Here is a 22,178-nt window from a genome sequence, read left to right on the forward strand (position 1 = left end):
GCTTATATTTAGGGGCGGTCAATTTGAAATTGGTAGGCAATTTCTTAATGACTAGTAAACTTAAAAATGGAGTCTGGCAACCATCAAAAACGGGGCGTAACCGAAAGGCCATAAGAGTAGGAAATACACACAAACACACACAAATGAAAAGAATTTTTAACATTGCCGCTGTTTCAGCGACATTGCTGCTATCAAGCTGCGCCACTATTTTTACGGGTACAAAACAAACCGTTCAAATCAATTCTAATCCTCCAGCCGCTACTATCGAAGTAGATGGGGTTAAAGCAGGGGTAACACCCATGGCCGTACCTCTAAAAAAAGGATTTACAGGGCAAACCATCTCGTTGAAACTTGATGGTTACGAAACCAAGACATTCCAGCCCGTAACCACCTTTAATGCCGTATCTGTAGTAAATCTATTATTCATTCCTGGTTTTATTGTTGATATTGCTACAGGTGCAATGATGAAATACGATCCGACAGTTTATGAATTTACCTTGGAGCAAAAGAAGGCGAATTAAGAATATTTTACTGGAAATCATAATAAAAACCCCGGTTTCCAAAAGGAAACCGGGGTTTTTATTTGTAATCGTCACCTAGTTGATCGTCTTTTTAAATTAAGCATGCCCCTGGTTCAAAATGACGAATTGAAACCTTCCAAACAATAACGATTTGCTTAACCCATAAAGAATGCCGATTTTTGTAGCGATTTCGGCATTCTTGTTGTTAAGAAGAAATGAGATGATATTTTATTCATCTGCTCACTAAATGCAGGGGTTTGTACACATGAAAACAATACTAACTTTTATATGCTGTTTGTTCCTTTTTTTTAATGCTTTTGCGCAAAAAGGAGAGGTAACTGTTATAAAAGATCCTTTAATTGATAGTTTAATTGCCAAACGGTTACAGGTTTATAAAACTTCTGGCGAGGTAAAACCAGGTAAGCCGATTGTTTCGGCCTATGGTTACCGGGTGCAGATTTTTTATGGCTCAGATCGGCGCGAAGTTTTTAGCGAACAGGCCAGGTTTAAAGGTCTTTATCCTAAATTAAATACTTATCTTGTTTATAAAGAACCTAACTATTATGTTCGGGTTGGCGATTTTAGAACACGTTTAGAAGCACAACGCCTTATAAATGAACTCAGACCAAACTTCCCTACACTGTTTATTTTTAGGGAGAAAATTAATGCACCAAGTTTAGATACCACAACAAGTAATGATCAAAAATAAAATCCAAGAATTAGCCAATAACATTTTTAATGATGTTGTAGGCTATCGTCAACATATTCATGCCAATCCTGAATTATCTTTCAAAGAATTCGAAACTTCATTGTTCATCAAGGATAAATTGAAAAAATGGGGAATTGAATATACCGACTGTGCCAATACCGGTGTGGTAGGTTTAATTAAAGGGAACCAACCATCTGATAAAGTTATTGCCTTACGTGCCGATATGGATGCTTTACCTATCCACGAAGCAAACGACAAACCCTATCGTTCTAAAAATCATGGCGTAATGCATGCCTGCGGGCATGATGTGCACACGTCTTCACTTTTAGGAACAGCGTATATTTTAAACCAACTGAAAGATGATTTCGGAGGAACAATTAAATTAATCTTTCAACCTGCCGAAGAGTTGTTGCCGGCGGGGCGAGCATCATGATTAAAGAAGGTGTACTGGAGAATCCAAAACCTGATTATATTGTTGGACAGCACGTAATGCCATTGATTGATGCGGGTAAAGTAGGTTTTCGCTCCGGTATTTACATGGCTTCAACCGATGAATTGTATGTTACTGTAACCGGAAAGGGGGACATGGCGCCCAGCCCCATCAAAATATCGATCCTGTTTTAATTGCATCGCATATTATTGTTGCCCTTCAGCAAATTGTTAGCCGTAATGCCGATCCACGTTTACCATCAGTGCTATCTTTCGGTAAGGTAATTGCCAACGGGGCTACTAATGTAATCCCAAATGAGGTAAAAATTGAAGGTACGTTTAGAACCTTAGATGAAAATTGGAGAGATGAAGCGCACAAACGCATGAAAAAAATGGCTGAGGGAATGGCCGAGAGTATGGGGGGAAGCTGTGATTTTGATATCCATAGAGGTTATCCGTTTCTAATCAACGAAGAAAAACTAACCGCAAATGCAAGAACCTTCGCCGAAGAATTTTTGGGTAAAGACAATGTGGTTGATTTAGATATCTGGATGGCCGCTGAAGATTTTTCTTTCTACTCGCAGGTAACAGATGCATGTTTTTACCGTTTAGGTACTGGGAATGCAGCAAAAGACACACAATATTCTGTTCATACACCAAAATTTGATATTGATGAGGATGCTTTGAAAATATCAACAGGCTTAATGGCTTATATTGCTTTAAAACAACTAGGGAACTAAAGATGTAAAATGGAGGATGTGGGATGGATGAAGGAGTTAAATTCCCCATCTTCCGCAATACATTCCCCATTGTTCTTCTTTCATTTTACCTTTTACATTTACCTTCCATGAAAAAAATATTTTTCTATATACTATTTACGTCGCTCTTCTATAAAGGTTTTGCACAGGAAATCAACCGTTTTAATCCTGATACAGTTAAAACCATTACACTCGATTCGGCAGTAAATATTAAGGCCGAAAAGTTGAATGTAGAAACATTTATCAGAAAGGTGATGTACGATACTTCCTTTTATCAGTCGTTCAGGGATATGAAACGTTATACTTTTATTGCCGAAAACAGGATTTACAGTTACGATAAAAAGAACAAAGTTGATGGGAAAATTTACCGTAAAATCCGCCACAACAATAGTGGCCCCTATAAAATGGAGTATTTGGTAAAACAGGATACCGGGAAAATTTATAAGAAAAATGGCAAATACCAGCTTTATACCGTAGAAATGTTCGATTACATTTTTATGAATGCTTATAATACTGATTTTGTCCCCAATGCACCCAAGCCTGATGGAAAGGGAGGAACAAACGAAAGTTATAAAGACAAGCTCAAAACATTAATATTTAATCCTGGCCGTCCGGTAAAAGTGCCTTTTATTGGTAGTAAAACTGAAATATTTTCGGCCAATATGCGCCAATATTATGATTATGGCTTCACCAGCGGTACTTATCTCGATTCTATTCCCGTGTATCGTTTCAAGGTTTCAGTTAAGCCCGATTTAAGTAGCTGGACAAAAGATGGCATCATGATAAAAGAACTGGTTACCATTTTCGATAAACGGAATTTCAATATTTTGGGGCGTTATGTTGATATGAAGTACAGCAATATGCTCTTTGATTTTGATGTGCAAATGAATATAGAAATGGGCTATTTCGGAGAAGATAAATTGCCAACCAAAATTACTTATCAGGGCAATTGGGATTATCCTTTCAAAAAAGAAGAAAGAGCAAGTTTTTTAATCATACACAAAGATTATAAACTCGAAAAGGGCAAATAAGGATTCAGGATAACGGTCGCATAGGGGTAAAGAGTAAAAATAATCACTATGAATAAATATTAATCGAACTCAGGTTATTATCTTTAAACGATTATTTAAACCGATAAATATGCAACTCTTTTCTTCATTGAAATTTAAAATATCATTAGTTTTATCATTGTTTTTGGGTGTTCACGTGCATGCACAGGTGCTCACTTCAAAACAGATCGATAGTGTTGTAGAAAAAACATTAACAACCTTTAATGTCCCTGGAATTGCAGTTTCTGTAATCAAAGACGGTAAAATTATCCATTTAAAGGGTTATGGTATCAGCTCCATCAAAACCAATAAAAAAGTTGATGAAAATACCCTTTTTGGCGTGGCATCAAATACAAAGGCTTTTACAGCGGCCGCTTTAGGTATGCTGGTTGATGAAAAGAAAATTACATGGGATACAAAAGTTACTGATGTAATTCCGGAGTTTAAGATGTACGATGCCTACGTAACCAGTGAATTTACCATCCGCGATCTGCTCACGCACCGTAGCGGTTTAGGTTTAGGTGCGGGCGATTTAATGATCTGGCCAGATTCTTCAACCGTTAATAAAAAGCAATTGATCCATAACCTGCGTTATTTAAAGCCGGTTTCCTCTTTCCGTACCAAATACGATTACGACAACCTGATGTATATTGTTGCCGGCGATGTGGTAGCAAGGGTTTCAGGAATTACTTACGAAGATTTTATTGAAAGCAGGATCATTAAACCATTGGGCATGACCAAAACGGCAGCTTCGTGGTACCGCTTAAAAGACAAATCGAATGTAATTGATGGCCATGCACCTTACCAAGGGAAACTGCTTCCAGTAGGTTTAAGCTTTGGTGAGATTGCCAATGCCGCTGGCGGAATTTATTCGAATGTAACCGATATGAGTAAATGGGTAATGGCGATGATTAATGGTGGGAAATACGGTGAAACATTAGAAAAGAAATTATTCAGCCCTGCGGTAGCAAGAGAACTTTGGACCCCACAGACCATTATTGCAGGTGGTAATCCAGCAGCTTTTAGTAGTTATGGCCTAGGTTGGTTTTTGAGTAATGTAAATGGCAATTTTCAGGCAACACATACAGGTGGCCTATCAGGAATTGTAACCCAGGTAACGATTATCCCAGAGATAAAATTGGGAATCATTGTATTAACCAATCAGCAATCTGGAGCTGCTTTTAATGCCATTACCAATTCGATCAAAGATGGTTATCTCGGAATTAAAGGGCAGGATCGGATTAAAACCTATAATGATAACAGGCTTAAGAACGAAAAACAAGCCGATGAAATCGTGAGCAAAGTTTGGAACGATATTGCAGCCCAAGAAAAATTAGCAACGACTAAGCCTGATGCGAAAAATTATTATGGTACTTTCCACGATGCCTGGTTTGGCGATGTAACCGTTAGTGAGGTGAACGGCAAGATGCATTTTCAGGCTAAAAACGCGCCAAAATTAAAAGGCGATATGACCTACTTCAAAGGAAATACCTTTATTGTAAAATGGTATGACAGAAGTTTGGATGCCGATGCTTTTGTTAATTTTAGTTTAGATCATAATGCTTTGGCTGATGGATTTAAAATAAGTGCGATCTCGCCGTTAACTGATTTTAGTTTCGATTTTCAGGACCTGGATTTTAAAAAGACCGAAAAAAAATAACCCTAGCCAAATATACGATGAAGACATTATTTAAAACCAGTATTTTACTAAGCTTTTGCTTAATTGCATTAACATCAATGACATTTAAACCAAAACGGATTATCTTCTTTGGCGATTCGATTACCCAACAGGGCGTTTCAAAAAACGGATATGTAACCCTGATCAAAAAATCGCTCGATTCTACTAAATATGATGTAATCGGTGCCGGAATAGGCGGCAACAAGGTTTACGATTTATACCTGCGTTTAGAAGATGATGTGCTGAATAAGAAACCTGATTTAGTGGTGATTTATGTAGGCATTAATGATGTTTGGCATAAACAATCTTCTCATACCGGAACTGATTATGATAAATATTTAAAGTTTTATCAGGCTTTGATCAATAAAATTCAGGGTGTGGGCAGTAAGGTCGTATTGGTTACTCCATCTGTCGTTGGCGAGAAAAAAGATGGTACCAACGAGCTGGATGCCGATTTAAATAAATATGCTGAAGGAATTAGAACATTAGCTGCAAAAAATAATCTTCCCGTATGCGATTTAAGGAAGGTTTTTGCTGAATATGAGGCGAAAAATAATCCAGAGGATAAAGAAAAAGGCATTTTAACCGTTGATAGGGTACACTTGAACGAAACTGGTAATAAATTGGTGGCCGATCAGTTATTGCCTTTGGTAAAATAGTAGATTCTAAACCGCAGAGCGTGCAAAGTATTCCGCAAAGAACACAAAGAAATTTTTCTCTGTGTTCTTTGTGTTTTTTCTCTGTTATCTTTGTGGTTAAATAAGAAGAGGAAAGAGCTGTGCGTATATGATAAACCGCGAAACGATAGATAAGATAATGGATACCGCCCGTATTGAGGAGGTAGTTGGGGATTTTGTGCACTTAAAAAAACGCGGGACCAGTTTAATTGGTAATTGCCCTTTCCATGGCGAAAAAACACCTTCCTTTCACGTATCTGTAACTAAAGGCATTTATAAATGTTTTGGTTGTGGTAAAGGGGGCGATTCGGTGCGCTTCATTATGGATCATGAAAAATATTCATATCCGGAGGCACTTAAATTTTTAGCCAATAAGTACAATATAGAGGTTGAAGAAACCGAACTAAACCCTCAAGATGCCGAAGCACAAAGTGCTAAAGAAAGCCTTTACGTAGTTTCACAATATGCTGCAGCATTTTTTGTAAAACAGCTTTGGGAAACAGATGAAGGCAAGGGCATCGGCTTAAGTTATTTTAAAGAACGTGGCTTTAGAGAAGACATCCTTAAAAAATTTGAGGTGGGTTATTCTCCGGATGTATGGGATGCGATGACGCAAAGTGCAATCAACGCCGGACATAAATTAGAGTTTTTAGAAGCCACCGGATTATCGATCAAAAACGATAACGGCAAAATTTACGACCGCTTTCGTGGCAGGGTAATGTTTCCGATCCATAACTTTACAGGTCGGATTATTGGTTTTGGCGGTAGAACGCTAAAAACGGATAAAAATGTTCCGAAGTATGTAAACTCACCTGAAAGTGAAATTTACCACAAGTCGAATGTGCTATATGGTTTATTCCACGCCAAAAAAGCCATCCGCGATTTAGATAACTGTTACTTGGCCGAAGGTTATGCAGATGTGCTTTCGGTGCATCAGGCCGGCATAGAAAACGTAGTGGCCTCTTCGGGTACTTCGTTAACCGTAGAGCAGATTAAACTGATTGGGCGTTTTACCCAGAATATTACCATTTTATTTGATGGCGATGCTGCGGGGATTAAAGCCTCCCTTCGTGGTCTGGATATGATTTTGGAAGAAGGACTGAATGTAAAAATTGTTTCCTTTCCAGATGGTCATGACCCCGATTCTTATATGCACCATGTTGGGGCAGGCGCTTTTAAAACCTATCTCGAGCAGAATAGAAAAGACTTTATTTTATACAAAGCAAATATACTGCTTAAAGATGCGGGCAATGATCCGATCAAAAGAGCAGGCATTATCCGAGATATTGTAGAGAGTATTGCTAAAATTCCCGATCCGATTAAGGCTTCGGTTTTTATCAGAGAGTGTAGTAGCCTGCTCGAAATTGATGAGCACATTTTACTGAGTGAATTAAATAAAATGCGGTCGGCAAAGCTTAAAAAAAGCTTTGATAACAACCAGAGGGCAAATCCGTCTGCAGCTCCAAAAACCTATTCTCCGAGTCCACCAGAGTCGCTTGGCCCGCCAGATGATTTATGGGATGACAGCGTTGGGCCAATGAGTAATGAAGCACCCGTAGAAGAAAATGAGCATCAGGAAAAAGAAATTATAAGATTACTACTAGCTTTTGGGCACGAGTTTGTAAACTGGGATAAAATTGATGATATGTACATTGGTTCTTTTATTATGCAGAACCTGAGTGATGTAGAATTTGATGATCCACTTTGCAAAAGAATTATCGATTATTATAAATCAGAGATCGACAACGGCCGATTACCCACGTCGAACCACTTTGTTAAACACGAGGATAGAGATATTGCCGATTTGGCCATTACACTTTCAACCTCAGAATATGCGTTAAGCGAAAACTGGCTAAATAAACATCTTATTTATGTTAAGGATGAATCGATGAATTTAAAAGCAACCATTTTAGGCGGTATTTTTCACCTTAAAAAACGTAAAGTCGAAAAGATATTGATGAACTTGTTGAAAGAAATTAAAGAGGAAAAGAACGAGGATAATCAAATGATTTTAATGCAGCGTTATGGGGTAATTAAAGGGGTAGAAAGGGAAATTTCAAAGTTCTTAGGCTCAGTGATTGTTAAGTAACTTTACTCGACTTGAGCTAGAAAGGCTAAAATGATCATTATAATAAAAACATTAATTAGAACCAGTTTTAATCCTTTATGGCACTTCATAATGATTTAGGTAAAGCAGGAGAAAGTATTGCCAAACGGTATCTGGAAGACCAAGGATATGAAGTTTTAGATGAAAACTGGACGCATGGTAAGGCCGAGATAGATTTAATCGCTTATAAAAACGGCATTATGGTTTTTGTAGAGGTTAAATCCCGTAGTTCCATTGCTTTTGGCGAACCAGAAGAATTTGTGCACAAAGCAAAACAAAATCAGATGGAATTGGCAGCTAATGCCTATATTGAAATAATGAACCATCAAAATGATATTCGTTTTGATATTATTGCCATTACATTTACAAAAAATAAAGATTATAATTTAAACCATATAGAAGATGCGTTTTGGCCTGAAGATTAACCCCATTAAAAATTTCATATTTATCGGAATTGCACTTACATTCGTTAGCTCTTGTAAAGACAGTTCTACCACAACTTACCGTAGCTTTCTTTCCCCATTAACTGGTCTTAATGTGCCATTGGGAAACGAATTTGATGTTAAAGTGCAGTTTGGCGCTGAACAGAAAGTAGATTCTGTAGTGTATTTAATTGATACCGTTAAAGTGCTTTCAAAAGCCGATACTGCTGCCATCAAGCTTAAAACAGCAGGTTTGAAATTAGGTAATCACCTGTTAACAGCCAAAATATTTGGTGCAGGGAAATCAGAAGATCTAACCTCAAATATTAATGTGTTAGCGGCTCAGGCACCCACTGAATATACTTATAAAGTGATTAAGACCTTGCCCCACGATACTTCTTCGTATGTAGAGGGCTTAGAATACCATGACGGCTTTTTCTATGAAAGTGCTGGCGATTATGGCCATTCGAGCTTGCGTAAGGTAGATCCATCAACAGGGAAAATTCTTCAGAAAGCAGATTTAGATAAGCAGTATTTTGGCGAAGGTATAACCGTGATCGGAAACAAGATTATTCAGTTAACTTATCGAGAAAAAGTAGGCTTTGTTTATGATAAGGCTACTTTCAAGAAATTATCCGAGTTTTCTTATACCACTGGCAGAGAAGGATGGGGTTTGGCTTTTGATGGAGAGAAAGTATTGAATACCGATGGTTCCAACACGATCTTTTTTCTGAATAAGGATACCTATCAGAAAATTGGATCGATTGATGTTTTTGATAATAAAGGCCCAATCCAAAACCTGAACGAACTTGAAATTATTGATGGAAAGATTTATGCAAATGTTTACACAACGAATGAAATCATGATCATTAATCCAGAAACAGGTGCTGTTGAAAGCAAGATCGATTTATCAGGTTTGTTGCCTGCAGATTACTTTAAAACCCAAGACGCAAAAGACAATAATGTGCTAAATGGCATTGCTTATGATAAAGCAACTAAAAGACTTTTTGTAGCCGGTAAAAAGTGGCCACATATTTTTCAGATCGAGTTGGTTAAGAAATAATTTAATTATCGATATGTCACATTGAGCTTGTCGAAATGCCTTAATATGAGTTAAGTAGGTCCTTCGACAGGCTCAGGATGACAAACTTCTAATCCTGTTTCTTCGGCTCGTCTAAATAACCGTTAAAAATGATGGGTTGTTTATTTACACTACTAGCCGTTAAAGATGCATAACCATTGGTCGAGATATTAATGGTAAACCGGTAGTTTTCTCTTTTTACATCCTTTGTATTAATCTGGATAGTATAAACACCTTTTTTATTTTTCGATTCTGTGTAGGTAAAATCTTTTGAGGTAAATTTAATGCCACCCTGAGTAGGATCCATTGGTGCTTGGAAAGACCTTCCATAATAAGGCAGATAAGCAACAATACTGTCTTTGGTAACCTTTACATCATATTGCGATCCCGTTAGGTTTATTGTAGAGCCTCCCTGGCCGCCCGGCATCATCGCTAATACTCGGTTAATATCATTGTTCGACATCGGCATAGCTGAGTTGGCAACAAAAGTATAATTTTTATCCGCTACAATTTTTACTGTAGTTTCTTTATTGGTTTGGGCAAAAGATTGAAATCCGAGCGAAAGAAATGCAAGGCTCAATATTAAATTTAAACGTTTCATAATGTGTGTTTTAAATGTGTAACAATTTAAAGATGCACAGACTTGAAAGATTCCATAATGGTGCCAAAAAATGGAAGGTAGTGTAAATTTAACGATTTTAGTTTTTATATAAAGGATTTACCTTTTCAGAATAACTCGATTTGTATAACGGGTTGCTCTTTTCCGTTGCAGAAGCTCCCATTGCTGTGAATTTATAGGTGCCTACAGGAAGATTGTTGAGTTCGATTTCGCCATTTTCGTTCGTAATTAAAGTAATTAAATTGCCCCCGGGATTTTTGCCGCCTTTAACTATTATCCCGCCAATTGGTGATCCCGCCACCCGTGATTTAGGATTGGTAGAAGGTACTAAAATGATAAATTTATAATTCCCTGCACTGGCATTGTTAAACTCTATTTCCCCGTTTTGGTTGGTTACTAGTGTAATTGTGTTGTCTCCAGGGTTTTTAGCGCCTTTTACTACAATTCCACCAATAGGTTGTCCGGCAACAAAACTTACCTCTCCCGTGGTCACATCCAGTTTGCCTTTAATGGATTTCATAATACAAGGGAAATGGGATTCGGGATAATTTAGTTTACAATAATCACAATAATGCCCTTCGGGTGCCTGAGTTCTTAATTGTTGTGTACTTGTTTCTTTAGTTTCTGTTGATGTACTGCTTCTTTTAACCTGAGCAAGAATGGTAAATGAAATACATAGTAGAAATACCGCTATAAAAGCCTGTTTTTTCATAATATTTGATTAGTCAATATAAAATTAATCAAAAAATATGGCTCTTGCTAGTTTTTGAATGAGGAGTGGGGCAATAGATTGTGTTTCTGATTATTTCTTTTTAGATGCCTTGGCAAAAGGATTAAAGGCCAGGGCAAGGTTAACCCAAAAATCGAGCTCATCGTTTCGGCCTAAAACATCTTCTGATACCGAGATGTACCCCTTCATTGGTCTGCCACCCATAACCATCTGCTGCCAGCCATCTTTATCGGATAAATTTTCTAAAGTATTGGGGTCGAGCCTTACCATCATGCTATTTTTGGAGACACCAAGGCACATTTTACCGTTAACCATAAAAACAAGTCCGCTGAACATTTCTTTTTCCTCTACATCTTGTATATGCATTAAACGTTCGGCAACGCGAAGGGCTAGGGTTTCGTTATAAGCTCTCATAATTAATCCGTATGGTCTATGGTCTATTGATACAAATTTGATTCCTTTTGATGTGAAGAAATTTTTGAGGATACTGAACTTTTCAGTGCAGTTTTCTCCAACTTTTATTTTTTCTGAACTAAATTTCATGCGTAGGCAATCGAAGCAGATTTCGATATAAGAGATTACTTTTCTCTGATTGTTAAAGAATAAGATGGCATTGTGGGGGTCATAGCAGGACATTCTGTCTTCAATCACTCCATACTTTTTAGATCTATAACCATAATTAAAAAGTAAATCTGTCAGTTTATTAATGTCTGCTTTAGATAATCTGATTTCCTCCTTTACCATTCCGGTATCTAAAATTCCTTTTTTAATTGGCAGATGGCTTGAAAATTCAGATACTGTATCTTGAAAAGATATTAAAGAAATGAATACTGTCTGGTTAAAAGGATAAAGTAGTTGCCTTTGGGAAGGACTATATTTATCTCTGTGTACACATTTAGAATTGTACACCATTAACTTTGATTCCTCCTCTATTGAAAGATTTTTTAGGGGACCAAACTGCGCAATCACCGAATGACTGATAAATAACATCCATATTACGTTGAGAAATCTGAGCATATAGTAAGATAGGGTAATGCAGGCTTAATTAAAACAATTTAATCTTTTAACCTTCCTTTCGCAAATAATAAATTAATTAAATTTGCAACATGTTGTTAAACTGTTATCAGGAAGAATTATTAGAGGCCGGATGTGATGAAGCTGGAAGAGGTTGCCTTGCAGGACCTGTTTTTGCCGCAGCGGTAATATTGCCAAAAGGATTTGTGTTAGAAGGATTAAATGATTCTAAGCAATTATCACATGAGCAAAGGGCTTTGTTAAGGCCAATTATCGAAAAAGAAGCCTTGGCCTGGGCCGTAGCTTCTTGTGATCATGAAGAGATAGACCGGATCAATATTTTAAATGCGTCATTTCTGGCCATGCATAGGGCAATCGAAAAATTACATACCCAGCCGCAATATTTGGTAATTGATGGCAATCGCTTCAAAACCTATCCGCAGATTCCACATAGTTGTATTATTAAAGGCGATGGTAAATATTTAAATATCGCTGCAGCATCTATATTGGCCAAAACCCACCGCGATGAATATATGACGAACCTGCATGTCGATTTTCCGCATTATAATTGGCAGCAAAATAAAGGATACCCAACAATTGCGCACCGTAAGGCTGTAATTGAAATCGGTTTATCGCCGTTTCACCGCAAAACTTTTAATGTGAGCGACCCTCAGTTAGAACTGTTTTCAAAAAACACCTAAAATTTCGTATTTTACAACATTGTGAAAATACTGTTGATTACTAAGCGGGTTCCCTTTCCGCCAAATAGTGGTTATCCCATTGTGGTTTATAACACCATAAAAGGCTTGCTGCAACTTGGTGCAGATATTACTTTGTTTAGCCTCAATCCTACAAAAGGACGGATCGATATCGAAGATATCTACGATCCTATTTTTGAACAGATTAAATATCATACCTACGATTTAGATACCGATGTAAATGTATGGTCGGCATTTTTTAATATTTTTACGAACGAATCTTATAACGTTTCCCGTTATTATAGTGAAGATGCCGCGCGGCAGTTAGAGAACCTTCTACGCGAAAACGTGTTTGATATCATCCAATTCGAAGGTCTCTTTGTTGTTCCTTATCTCGATGTGGTTAAGGCAAACAGTAATGCCAAGCTCATCTATCGGGCACACAATATCGAATTTACGCTTTGGGAACGTCTTTCTCATTCAGAAAAATTTTTAATCCGCCGCAAGTATTTAGCTTTTTTAGCCCAGCGGCTTAAAGCATACGAAACCGATCAGATTAACCGTTTCCACCATATTTTTGCCATTAGTGAACCCGATCGGCAAAGTATATTAAGGTTTGGCTGCGAAATTCCGATGTCGGTTTTTCCCGTTGCAATCGATTTAGAAAAATATAAAGTAGATAAAAGTAAAACCAGTTTTCCTACACTGTTTCATTTAGGTGCAATGGATTGGCGACCAAACCAGGAAGGACTAGAATGGTTTTTGGATGATATTTGGCCCGATATCGAAAAGTTGAATAAGGATCTCCGGTTTTACATTGCAGGGAAAAACATGCAGAAACATTTCTTCGAATACGATTCAGAAAACCTGATTGTAGAGGGAGAAGTTTTCGATGCGGTAGAGTTTATGAATTCTAAAGCAATAATGATTGTGCCGTTAATTTCTGGGACCGGAATGCGCGTAAAAATTATTGAAGGAATGGCTATGAAAAAATGCATTATAGCGACAACCACGGCGGCTGAGGGAATTAACTGCAGGCACGGACATGATATTTTAATTGCTGACTCTGCAGATGAATTTTACCGCTCAATTTTGCAATGCATCATCAACCCTAAACGTTGGGTAGAAATAGGAGAGAACGCCCGGAAAACAGTGGAGAACGACCATGGTGTGCATTTGATCTCCAGTAAAATGCTGAAGATTTATGAAGAATTGGTGAGTGTGTAAGTATCTCTAAGAGATGCTGAAACAAGTTCAACATGACGGATGAATAGAAAAACCATCTAGAAACTCCTTAAAATTAACCTCAAAATTTTATCTTTTTCTTAGTACTTTTGCACCCCAAGAAGAATAACGAATAAAGTCGTCATAATTCACAGAATATCAGCTATACTGGCTTCATTATCATAAAAAATAAAATTTACGGATGAAAAACACCGCATTAACAGAAAAACACATCGCTTTAGGCGCTAAAATGGTTCCATTTGCAGGTTACAATATGCCTGTTACTTACGAGGGTATTAATGCCGAACATGCAACTGTTCGTAATGGCGTAGGTGTTTTTGATGTAAGCCACATGGGCGAATTTATTCTTAAAGGTGAAAACGCATTAGATCTTATTCAACGTGTAACCAGTAACGATGCTGCTAAATTATATGATGGAAAAGTTCAGTACTCTTGTTTGCCAAATAAAGATGGTGGTATTGTTGATGATCTTTTGGTTTACAAAATAGATGATAAAACCTATATGTTGGTGGTAAATGCTTCAAACATCGAAAAAGATTGGGACTGGATTCAACAATTCAATTCGAAAGATGTAGAAATGCACAATATTTCTGATCAAACTTCTCTTTTGGCTATTCAAGGACCAAAAGCAGCTGATGCTTTACAAAGCTTGACTGATGTTGATTTGGCATCAATGGAATATTACACTTTCGTTAAAGGTACCTTCGCTGGCGTTGATAACGTCGTGATTTCTGCAACAGGTTATACCGGAGCTGGTGGTTTCGAGATTTATTTCGAAAACCAATATGCCGATCAGATCTGGGATGCTATCTTTAAGGCAGGAGCACCGTATAACATTCAGCCAATCGGTTTGGGCGCCCGCGATACTTTGCGTTTAGAAATGGGTTTCTGTTTATACGGAAATGATATTGATGATACTACTTCGCCTATTGAGGCCGGTTTGGGCTGGATTACTAAGTTTTCTAAATCTTTTACCAATTCAGAAGCGTTATTGGCGCAGAAAGAAGCTGGGATTCAAAAGAAATTGGTTGGTTTCGAGATGATCGATCGTGGTATTCCGCGTCATGATTATGAAATTGCTGATGCCGAAGGAAATATCATCGGTAAAGTAACATCTGGTACCCAGGCACCTTCTTTGCAAAAAGCAATAGGTATGGGCTACGTTGCTAAAGATTTCGCTAAAGAAGGAACTGAAGTTTTTATTTTAATCCGCAATACGCCAATTAAGGCTAAAGTGGTTAAGTTTCCTTTTTATAAATAGATGAAGTATTAAGTATTAAGGATCAAGTAGCGAGATGAATTTGTCTTGCTACTTGATACTAAATACGTGATACTTTAATACTCCCCATATGTCAAAAAAAATAGAAGTATGTTTAACTCCAGCCTTGATCGATTTATACGATATCGAGCAGAGTATTGTGGTGGTTATCGATATTTTAAGAGCGACATCGTCAATTACCTATGGGATAGATAATGGTGCTGAAGCAATCATCCCTGTGGCTAACGTAGAAGATTGTTTAAACTATCGTAATAGCGGATTTTTATTGGCGGCAGAAAGAAATGGAGAGGTAGTCGAAGGATACGATTTCGGCAACTCGCCATTCTCTTATACCCATGAAAAAGTAAACGGAAAAACAGTCGTTTTAACAACTACGAATGGAACCAAGGCCTTGCATTTGGCACAGAAAAGGGCCCATCAGGTTGTAATTGGATCTTTTCTGAACTTAGATTCACTTTGCAATTATTTGAAAAGCCAGGATAAAAATGTGCTTTTGCTTTGCGCTGGTTGGAAAGATCAGTTCAATTTAGAGGATACCCTTTTTGCAGGTGCGGTGGTAAATAATCTCCGCCAAAATTTCGAACATTTTGATGATTCTAGCGTGGCGGCAGAAGATTTGTATGGCTTAGCTAAGGCAGATTTGAGGAAATATCTTCACAAATCATCACATAGCCACCGCTTGGCTCAGCTGAATATAGAAGAAGATGTTGTTTTCTGTTTGCAGCTAAATCTGTGCAAAACAATTCCGGTATTAGAGGGCGAACGTTTGGTGGCCTTAAAAAATTAAAAGCCAAAATTTAACCCCAGCAATACTGCATTTTTTCTGAAACTTGCGCCATTAAATTGAGTTTCCTCTGTTGGTTTACGATTAAAATAAGCTTTATCTACACCGGAATACGTGTTGATGTTATTGATCTTATAATCAACCTCTACCTGTAAGCTTTTGTTTAATGGTACAGCCAGGTTAATACCGCCACTTAACGAAAAGGAATTTGCTTTGTGTGTAAAACTTACTGGTTTTGCAAAATTGGGGATTAAATTCCAGTTGGCTTTTGCAGAATAAGTATAAAAACTACCTAAAACTGTAGCACAGATACTAAATTTCTGTGTTTTAAGAACGAGCTCTGTTCCAAAATCGAAGCCTTTATATCTTGCTTCATAGGTAGAGTTTAAGCCTTTACTATCTGGGTTATTTGCACTTTCTAATAGGTGAAATTTTTGCTGATTATATGACAGGCCAACAATCGGATTGATGTTAAATTCTCCAAATTTTAGAAGTTGATAACTGAGCTGTAAACTGGCATCGTATAAGTAACCTTTATTTGCGTTGAGCAGATCAAAATAAAAAGCACCTTGTCGGTTATCTTCTGCGTAATCGGTATCCTCTGCTTCGCCCTTGGTTATGCTGCTATATTGGTTGGTGGCTTTAACACTGAACCGTTTGGTAATGTTGTATTTGATATCTAATCCAAAACCGGGTCCCTTAAGATTTTTCCAGATTAATTCTGATAATATATTTGGATTAGCTCCGGCCGCATTGCCTGCAATAGACCAATCAAATTTAGATTGCTGGAGACCAATATAAGGCTTTATGTTCCATCGGTGTGGGCTATCTTGTGCGGATGCGACTTTACAGAATAGAACAAGGATTAAGCAGGCTAAAAATTGTTTGAAAAAGGGAATCCGAAAAGCGATGAGCATATCTATTTTTTATTTTATAACAGTAAAATACACATAGTGGCCAATTATACCACTATGTGTAATTATTTATTTTCTAAAATGGATATACTGAGGCGATAAATGCTTTATCAGTAGGAGATAATACGGTATTCCATCCCACTTCATAATCACCAATGGTTAATTCGTTTGGAACCGAATAGTGCATGATCGAATATTTATCATAAGCGCTATAATTGGTTTGTGTTGTACTGTATTTTGCGAATAAATTATTGTCAACATCTGCTTGTGTCCAGTAATTTGGAGCAGCTGCATAATAAGCATAAACGGCTGGTTTATCCCAAGGAATAGCAACCAAAGGATGCTGGTGTTCATGGATCATACCCAAAGCGTGACCGAATTCGTGTATCACCACACGGCTATACTCCGAATCTGCAGTGCTAGCTGTTAGCCAACCAAAGTTCATGGTAGCGCCAGTGCTCGGTGTAGATTTTCCAATGTAAGACCAAGATCCATCCCCGCTTACGAAACTTACCCTGATTTTAGCGGTATTATCGTTTGTTACAAAATTGAATTTAATGTTCGCGTATTGTTCCCACTCTCTGGCATACTGGATCACTTTGGTTCTGATGGCTGAAGTGCTTCCATTTAAACTTACTTTAATCGTCGTTCCAGGAGTCCATTTTGTCGATTTTAGAACGGCACCTCTTGGGGTAGTACCATCTAAAGATCTTTCTGTACAGATCTGAATATTACCAAGCGGATTAACAGCAGCTATTTCTGGTTTTTCTAAATTTGTAGTTTCTGTTGGTCTTTCTTTCTTACAAGCGTATAATACTGTAGTTAGCGCAAGGGCAGTTAATAAGGTTTTATTTAATTTTAAAAATTTCATGTTTTAGGTTTTTTAGGTAAAAAATAATGATCTGTTTTTGGCTGGAAATCAAGTTAGAAAATTGTGAAAACAGGAATTCTTCTTCTTTGGAAAAGAATAATGAGGTTGAAAAACATAGATAGACAATTAGGTTATTTTCCTGTACATATGTGAAGTATAATCCTAAAGTAAAATATTAATATGTTACTACCAAGAGAAATGTAATATTTTTATTGCATAAGTGTATTATTTACACTCGATTTATCTGTTTTATAAAACTATATTTATGTAGTTTTAATACTGCAATTTGGGCGAAACGATATTTGGATGAACCTTATTTGGTAATTAATTCAGAAATTGTTGGGCTGTTTTTAATTGTAATTAGTGCTTCTTCGTGTGCCAGCCAATAAATATCTTCTGCACGTTTCATGTCGAATGTACTAATAGCTCCTAAACCTTTTGGTTCTATTAATACATTACAGAATTTGGCTTTTCTTTCCATGTCATGGTTGATAGACATTATACCTGCACGGCCCATTAAATTGGTAATACCTGTAATTTTATCAACTGGTTTGAGGTGGTTACAGGAAGAGCCTATAATGAAATCGCAGTTATCCATTAAGGGTTCAACCGGGAAATTATTTAAAATGCCACCATCTACATACATCTGACCATCAATCATAATGGGTTTAAAAATGCCGGGTATACAACTAGAAGCATGAATGGCCCTGATAAGTGGTCCTTTTGTGAAATAAACCAATCGGCCTTCACTAAAATTTACTGCGGCAATGGTTAGTGGAATTTTAAGCTTCTCAATGGTATCATCAGGAAAGTATTCCTTTAAAATTAAAGCTGTGTTTTCGATATTAATTAAACCTAATGAGCCTACTGCGGGTCTCACAAAGCGCCAAAGTTTTGTTTTTAAGAAAATATTTAATCCCTCTTCCGGATCTATGCCTGCTGCAAAAAAGGCTCCTGCTATTGCTCCTGCACTGGTACCGCTAATATGACTAAAGGTAATGCCCAAATTGCTAAACGCCTTTAAAACGCCTAAATGTGCTATTCCCCTAATACCACCACCTGATAATACAATGCCAACTTTCATTTTTTTGAGGTTAATTGTTTAAACTGGTTAATCGGTTACCTGATAACTGGCAACTGAAAACTATTTCCGTTGTTTCGGTTTATACTTCGATTGATTTAAAATTTTCTGTGCATCGTTATCTGCCATTAATTGTTGTAAAGTAACATCAGGGTGCACTTTCATATATTTCCTTACAATTTGCCAGCCTGTCCATACACCCAATTTTGGTGCCGAATCTCTATTTTCGCCTAAACCAGGGGTAAAAGGTCCTTCTGATAAAAATACCTGGATCTTTTGGTAATCGGTTTCATATAAATAATTGTTCTCCAAAAAATATGCCCAAATATCACCTTCAAAATTTTGCGCCCAATCCAATTGTTGCTGGGTGTATCCAATTTTGGTAGAATCGGCTATGTTTTCAGGCAATACCTGATCTAGAAAATATAAAACCTTTCCCTGGAAAATCATTTTAGATAAGAGGGTTCTATTCTCATCAGGCTCAGCAAAAAGTTCCTCGTGGGCATATGTTTCGGCCACACGGGGTACAATATATTCAGGCGCAAATCTTCTCGAAAGGTATAAGGGTACACTTTGCACAATGGCCCTGTAAAATTTACTGTCTTTGCCAAGGAACATATCCAAACCAATGCCCAAATAATTGTCTCCTACCGGCATTTGGTAGGCAAAACCTGATGCGAAAGAAATAAATTTTGGAATTTTCGCTTTTGGATAATAATATTTAATGTATTTAAAAGTTTCGTTTAGTCCCTCTTCCTGTACTTTTAAGTTTGGAAAAACGCTATCTACTTCTTTACTGAGATCGGTATAGGCCTGATCGCGATATAAATTGGTTAACGATTCGGTACTTGAATATTTACTGTCTAAAATCTGGCGGATAAAATCATCATAGAACATGCCGTACTTCGAAGCAAGTTGTTTATCTACGGCAATAACATCTTTATTTTTTCCGGCAAATAGCTCGTTATCAAATCTTTCTATTTTAATGTTTACCGGTATATTACTTACATCGGGCCTGTTGCTTTGCCTACAGGAAATAAATGTGATGGCAAAAAGAAAAATTAGATAAATTTGCCAGTGTTTTACGTTATACATCATGTACAACAAATATATATAAACACCTATAGCATGAAAAGAATATCGACCATTTTAATTTTATCTCTTTTAAGTATTGGCGCATGGGCGCAAAATTCTCCTTTAACCAGTTACGGTTTTAGGTTAGGTTTAACCGCTACCCCAACTTTTGGTTGGATTAAACCGGAGCAAGGAAAAACAGACGGAATAGCTTTGGGCTTTTCTTATGGCCTAATTGGTGATTTTAATTTTGCCCCGAATTATAGTTTTTCTACTGCTTTAACCATCACCTCAATTAATGGTAAAAGTACGGAGGCCAATGTTTTACCTTATTATGCAAGCAGTAGCAGTACAACACCGAAAGCTTATGATTTAAAGTATAAACTACAATATGTAGACTTGCCTTTAACCATTAAACTAAAAACGGTAAAGACTGATGGAAAACGCTGGTATGGCCAGTTTGGATTATCAAGCTCAATCAATATCAGTGCTAAGCAAGATGCTGTAACGGGTGGAGCTGTTGTTGGCGATAATTTAAACGTATCTGATAACATTAAACTTTACCGTGCCGGATTAATTATCGGTGGTGGTGGCGAATTTGATATTTCAGGAAATACCAGCATTGTTGCCGGCTTAACTTTTAATAATGGTTTCACCAATATTGTAACAGATAAAGCCAGAGATGTTAGAAATCATTATTTGGCGCTTAATTTCGGCGTATTCTTTTAATCGGAATATTTGTCTTGATACTTGATTCTCATTATTTTATACTACAACCATGAAAATAGCGCTAGCACAACTCAATTACCATATCGGAAACTTTGAGTCCAATACTAAAAAAATAACCGAAAATATTCAATTGGCGAAAGATAAAGGAGCTGATCTGGTTGTTTTTGCTGAACTGGCTATCTGTGGTTACCCGCCAAGAGATTTTTTGGAGTTTGATGAGTTTATCGCATTGTGTGAAACTGCTGCTCTGGAAATTGCCAAACATTGTACAGATATTGCCTGTATTGTTGGCCTGCCGATTAAAAATGAGGTTTTACAGGGAAAAGATCTGTTCAATGCGGCCTATTTTATCGAAGAAGGAAAAGTTAAGGCCGTTGTTAAAAAAGCACTGTTGCCAACTTATGATGTGTTTGATGAATATCGCTATTTCGAACCTGCCACACAATTTAACTGTATCGATTTTAAGGGTAAAAAAATTGCCTTAACCATTTGTGAAGACCTTTGGAATATCAATGATAATCCATTATATGTATCAAATCCAATGGATGAACTGATTAAAGAGCAGCCCGATATCATGATTAATATTGCGGCATCTCCTTTCTCTTACACCCATGATGATGAACGTATAAAAGTACTAGCCGATAATGCAAAAAAGTATAACCTACCTGTATTTTATGTAAACCAGGTTGGCGCACAGACCGAAATTATTTTTGATGGTGGTTCTTTGGTTTTCGATGCTGATGGAACCATGAAGGCAGAAATGAAGTATTTTGAAGAAGATCTTCAGGTTTTTGACCTGGAAGAAGTTGAAAATGTGCGTAATAAATATCCCCAATCAGAACGATTAACAGATATTGAACAGATTCATGATGCTTTGATTTTAGGTATAAAAGATTATTTCAGGAAATCTGGTTTTGGTAAAGCGGTTTTAGGGCTGTCTGGCGGAATTGATTCAGCCGTGGTTTGTGCCTTGGCCTGTCGCGCTTTAGGACCAGAGAATGTTATGGCCGTTTTAATGCCTTCTAAATTCTCTTCAGACCATTCTGTTCAAGATGCTTTGGATTTGGTTAACAATATTGGCTGCATGCACGAAATTGTGCCAATTAAAGAAGTTGCAGAAGCTTTTGATCATATATTGGCTCCAGCTTTTAAAGGCTTGCCTTTTAACCTAACAGAAGAAAATATCCAGGCCCGAATACGTGGTATTATTAATATGGCTATGAGTAATAAGTTTGGCTATATTTTATTGAACACTTCTAATAAAAGCGAATGCGCCGTGGGATACGGTACACTATATGGCGATATGTGCGGTGCAATTGGTGTAATTGGCGATGTGTATAAAATGCAGGTTTTTGAGCTGGCGAGGTACATTAATAAAGAAAGGGAAATTATCCCGATCAATACTATTGTTAAACCACCATCAGCAGAGTTAAGGCCCGACCAAAAAGATTCAGATTCCTTACCTGAATATGAAATTCTGGATAAAATATTATATCAGCACATCGAAAAGAAACAAGGCTCGAAAGCCATCATTGCGCAGGGTTTTGATGAGGCCCTGGTGCTGCGGATTCTAAAAATGGTAAACATTGCAGAATTTAAGCGCTATCAAACACCACCTATTTTAAGGGTATCGCCAAAAGCTTTTGGTATGGGCAGAAGAATGCCGATTGTAGGAAAATATATGGCTTAGGTTGTTGAAAGGTTTAAGC

Annotated in this window: 21 protein-coding genes and 1 pseudogene; 15 read left to right on the forward strand and 7 right to left on the reverse strand. The window is 37.2% G+C overall.

Translation table 11 applies throughout. The features are described 5' to 3' along the window. The first annotated feature begins 143 nt into the window (after nt 1-143). The 9 genes and pseudogenes from H9N25_RS22790 to H9N25_RS22830 all read left to right on the forward strand — a co-directional run bounded on the left by H9N25_RS22790 (nt 144) and on the right by H9N25_RS22830 (nt 9,413). On the forward strand, nt 144-521 hold the full coding sequence (locus tag H9N25_RS22790; protein ID WP_147227821.1) for a PEGA domain-containing protein: 378 nt from the start codon (nt 144-146) through the stop codon (nt 519-521). Between the two features lie 265 nt (nt 522-786). Next, nucleotides 787-1,230, forward strand: a complete 444-nt coding sequence (locus H9N25_RS22795) for an SPOR domain-containing protein (RefSeq protein ID WP_167296347.1) — start codon at nt 787-789, stop codon at nt 1,228-1,230. Next, nucleotides 1,217-2,399, forward strand: a pseudogene (locus H9N25_RS22800) (M20 metallopeptidase family protein). The gene H9N25_RS22795 and the pseudogene H9N25_RS22800 overlap by 14 nt, the downstream one beginning before the upstream one ends. A 107-nt stretch (nt 2,400-2,506) precedes the next feature. Next, nucleotides 2,507-3,448, forward strand: a complete 942-nt coding sequence (locus tag H9N25_RS22805) for a hypothetical protein (RefSeq protein ID WP_167296349.1) — start codon at nt 2,507-2,509, stop codon at nt 3,446-3,448. 109 nt (nt 3,449-3,557) lie between these two features. Further along, complete coding sequence (locus H9N25_RS22810) at nt 3,558-5,126, forward strand: serine hydrolase (RefSeq protein ID WP_190327334.1); 1,569 nt, start codon at nt 3,558-3,560, stop codon at nt 5,124-5,126. Between the two features lie 77 nt (nt 5,127-5,203). Beyond that, a complete protein-coding gene (locus H9N25_RS22815; protein WP_223833488.1) occupies nt 5,204-5,803 on the forward strand; it encodes an SGNH/GDSL hydrolase family protein in 600 nt (199 codons plus the stop codon). Between the two features lie 127 nt (nt 5,804-5,930). Next, nucleotides 5,931-7,910, forward strand: coding sequence for a DNA primase (gene dnaG, locus H9N25_RS22820; RefSeq protein ID WP_167296352.1), 1,980 nt, complete (start codon nt 5,931-5,933; stop codon nt 7,908-7,910). A gap of 77 nt (nt 7,911-7,987) precedes the next feature. Beyond that, complete coding sequence (locus H9N25_RS22825; protein WP_167296353.1) at nt 7,988-8,353, forward strand: YraN family protein; 366 nt, start codon at nt 7,988-7,990, stop codon at nt 8,351-8,353. After that, entirely contained in the window at nt 8,331-9,413 is a 1,083-nt protein-coding gene (locus tag H9N25_RS22830; RefSeq protein ID WP_190327335.1) for a glutaminyl-peptide cyclotransferase, read from the forward strand. Before H9N25_RS22825 ends, H9N25_RS22830 begins: the two co-directional genes overlap by 23 nt. An 88-nt stretch (nt 9,414-9,501) precedes the next feature. Here the strand turns inward: H9N25_RS22830 and H9N25_RS22835 are convergent, their stop codons facing one another. The 3 genes from H9N25_RS22835 to H9N25_RS24805 all read right to left on the reverse strand — a co-directional run bounded on the left by H9N25_RS22835 (nt 9,502) and on the right by H9N25_RS24805 (nt 11,797). Beyond that, entirely contained in the window at nt 9,502-10,032 is a 531-nt protein-coding gene (locus H9N25_RS22835; RefSeq protein WP_190327336.1) for a DUF4251 domain-containing protein, read from the reverse strand. A 97-nt stretch (nt 10,033-10,129) separates the two neighbouring features. After that, nucleotides 10,130-10,762 (reverse strand): prealbumin-like fold domain-containing protein, encoded by a 633-nt coding sequence (locus H9N25_RS22840; protein WP_167296356.1) that lies wholly within the window; start codon nt 10,760-10,762, stop codon nt 10,130-10,132. Nucleotides 10,763-10,852: 90 nt separating this feature from the next. Continuing rightward, nucleotides 10,853-11,797 (reverse strand): TfoX/Sxy family protein, encoded by a 945-nt coding sequence (locus tag H9N25_RS24805; protein ID WP_223833489.1) that lies wholly within the window; start codon nt 11,795-11,797, stop codon nt 10,853-10,855. A gap of 89 nt (nt 11,798-11,886) precedes the next feature. On the opposite strand from H9N25_RS24805, the gene H9N25_RS22850 reads away from it, so the two are divergent. The 4 genes from H9N25_RS22850 (at nt 11,887) to H9N25_RS22865 (ending at nt 15,803) form a co-directional block, all read left to right on the forward strand. Continuing rightward, nucleotides 11,887-12,495 carry a ribonuclease HII gene (locus H9N25_RS22850; RefSeq protein WP_167296359.1) on the forward strand — a complete coding sequence of 203 codons (609 nt, stop codon included), beginning with the start codon at nt 11,887-11,889 and terminating at the stop codon, nt 12,493-12,495. Between the two features lie 21 nt (nt 12,496-12,516). Continuing rightward, a complete protein-coding gene (locus tag H9N25_RS22855; RefSeq protein WP_190327337.1) occupies nt 12,517-13,719 on the forward strand; it encodes a glycosyltransferase family 4 protein in 1,203 nt (400 codons plus the stop codon). Between the two features lie 199 nt (nt 13,720-13,918). Beyond that, nucleotides 13,919-14,998 (forward strand): glycine cleavage system aminomethyltransferase GcvT, encoded by a 1,080-nt coding sequence (gcvT, locus tag H9N25_RS22860; RefSeq protein ID WP_190327338.1) that lies wholly within the window; start codon nt 13,919-13,921, stop codon nt 14,996-14,998. Between the two features lie 88 nt (nt 14,999-15,086). Continuing rightward, nucleotides 15,087-15,803 (forward strand): 2-phosphosulfolactate phosphatase, encoded by a 717-nt coding sequence (locus H9N25_RS22865; protein WP_167296362.1) that lies wholly within the window; start codon nt 15,087-15,089, stop codon nt 15,801-15,803. On the opposite strand, the gene H9N25_RS22870 is transcribed toward H9N25_RS22865, so the two are convergent. The 4 genes from H9N25_RS22870 to gldB all read right to left on the reverse strand — a co-directional run bounded on the left by H9N25_RS22870 (nt 15,800) and on the right by gldB (nt 19,764). Further along, nucleotides 15,800-16,717 carry an outer membrane beta-barrel protein gene (locus tag H9N25_RS22870; protein ID WP_190327339.1) on the reverse strand — a complete coding sequence of 306 codons (918 nt, stop codon included), beginning with the start codon at nt 16,715-16,717 and terminating at the stop codon, nt 15,800-15,802. The genes H9N25_RS22865 and H9N25_RS22870 overlap by 4 nt on opposite strands. A gap of 73 nt (nt 16,718-16,790) precedes the next feature. After that, nucleotides 16,791-17,585 carry a M12 family metallopeptidase gene (locus H9N25_RS22875; RefSeq protein ID WP_167296364.1) on the reverse strand — a complete coding sequence of 265 codons (795 nt, stop codon included), beginning with the start codon at nt 17,583-17,585 and terminating at the stop codon, nt 16,791-16,793. A gap of 313 nt (nt 17,586-17,898) precedes the next feature. Continuing rightward, nucleotides 17,899-18,669, reverse strand: coding sequence for a patatin-like phospholipase family protein (locus tag H9N25_RS22880; RefSeq protein ID WP_167296365.1), 771 nt, complete (start codon nt 18,667-18,669; stop codon nt 17,899-17,901). Between the two features lie 60 nt (nt 18,670-18,729). Beyond that, nucleotides 18,730-19,764 carry a gliding motility lipoprotein GldB gene (gene gldB / locus H9N25_RS22885; protein WP_190327340.1) on the reverse strand — a complete coding sequence of 345 codons (1,035 nt, stop codon included), beginning with the start codon at nt 19,762-19,764 and terminating at the stop codon, nt 18,730-18,732. A gap of 30 nt (nt 19,765-19,794) precedes the next feature. On the opposite strand from gldB, the gene H9N25_RS22890 reads away from it, so the two are divergent. Continuing rightward, nucleotides 19,795-20,469 (forward strand): porin family protein, encoded by a 675-nt coding sequence (locus H9N25_RS22890; protein ID WP_190327341.1) that lies wholly within the window; start codon nt 19,795-19,797, stop codon nt 20,467-20,469. A gap of 49 nt (nt 20,470-20,518) precedes the next feature. Beyond that, nucleotides 20,519-22,159: an NAD+ synthase gene (locus H9N25_RS22895; RefSeq protein ID WP_190327342.1), complete on the forward strand. Its 1,641-nt coding sequence runs from the start codon at nt 20,519-20,521 to the stop codon at nt 22,157-22,159. The last annotated feature ends 19 nt before the right edge of the window (nt 22,160-22,178 follow it).

This window comes from Pedobacter riviphilus (genome assembly GCF_014692875.1).
Classification (GTDB): Bacteria; Bacteroidota; Bacteroidia; order Sphingobacteriales; family Sphingobacteriaceae; genus Pedobacter; species Pedobacter riviphilus.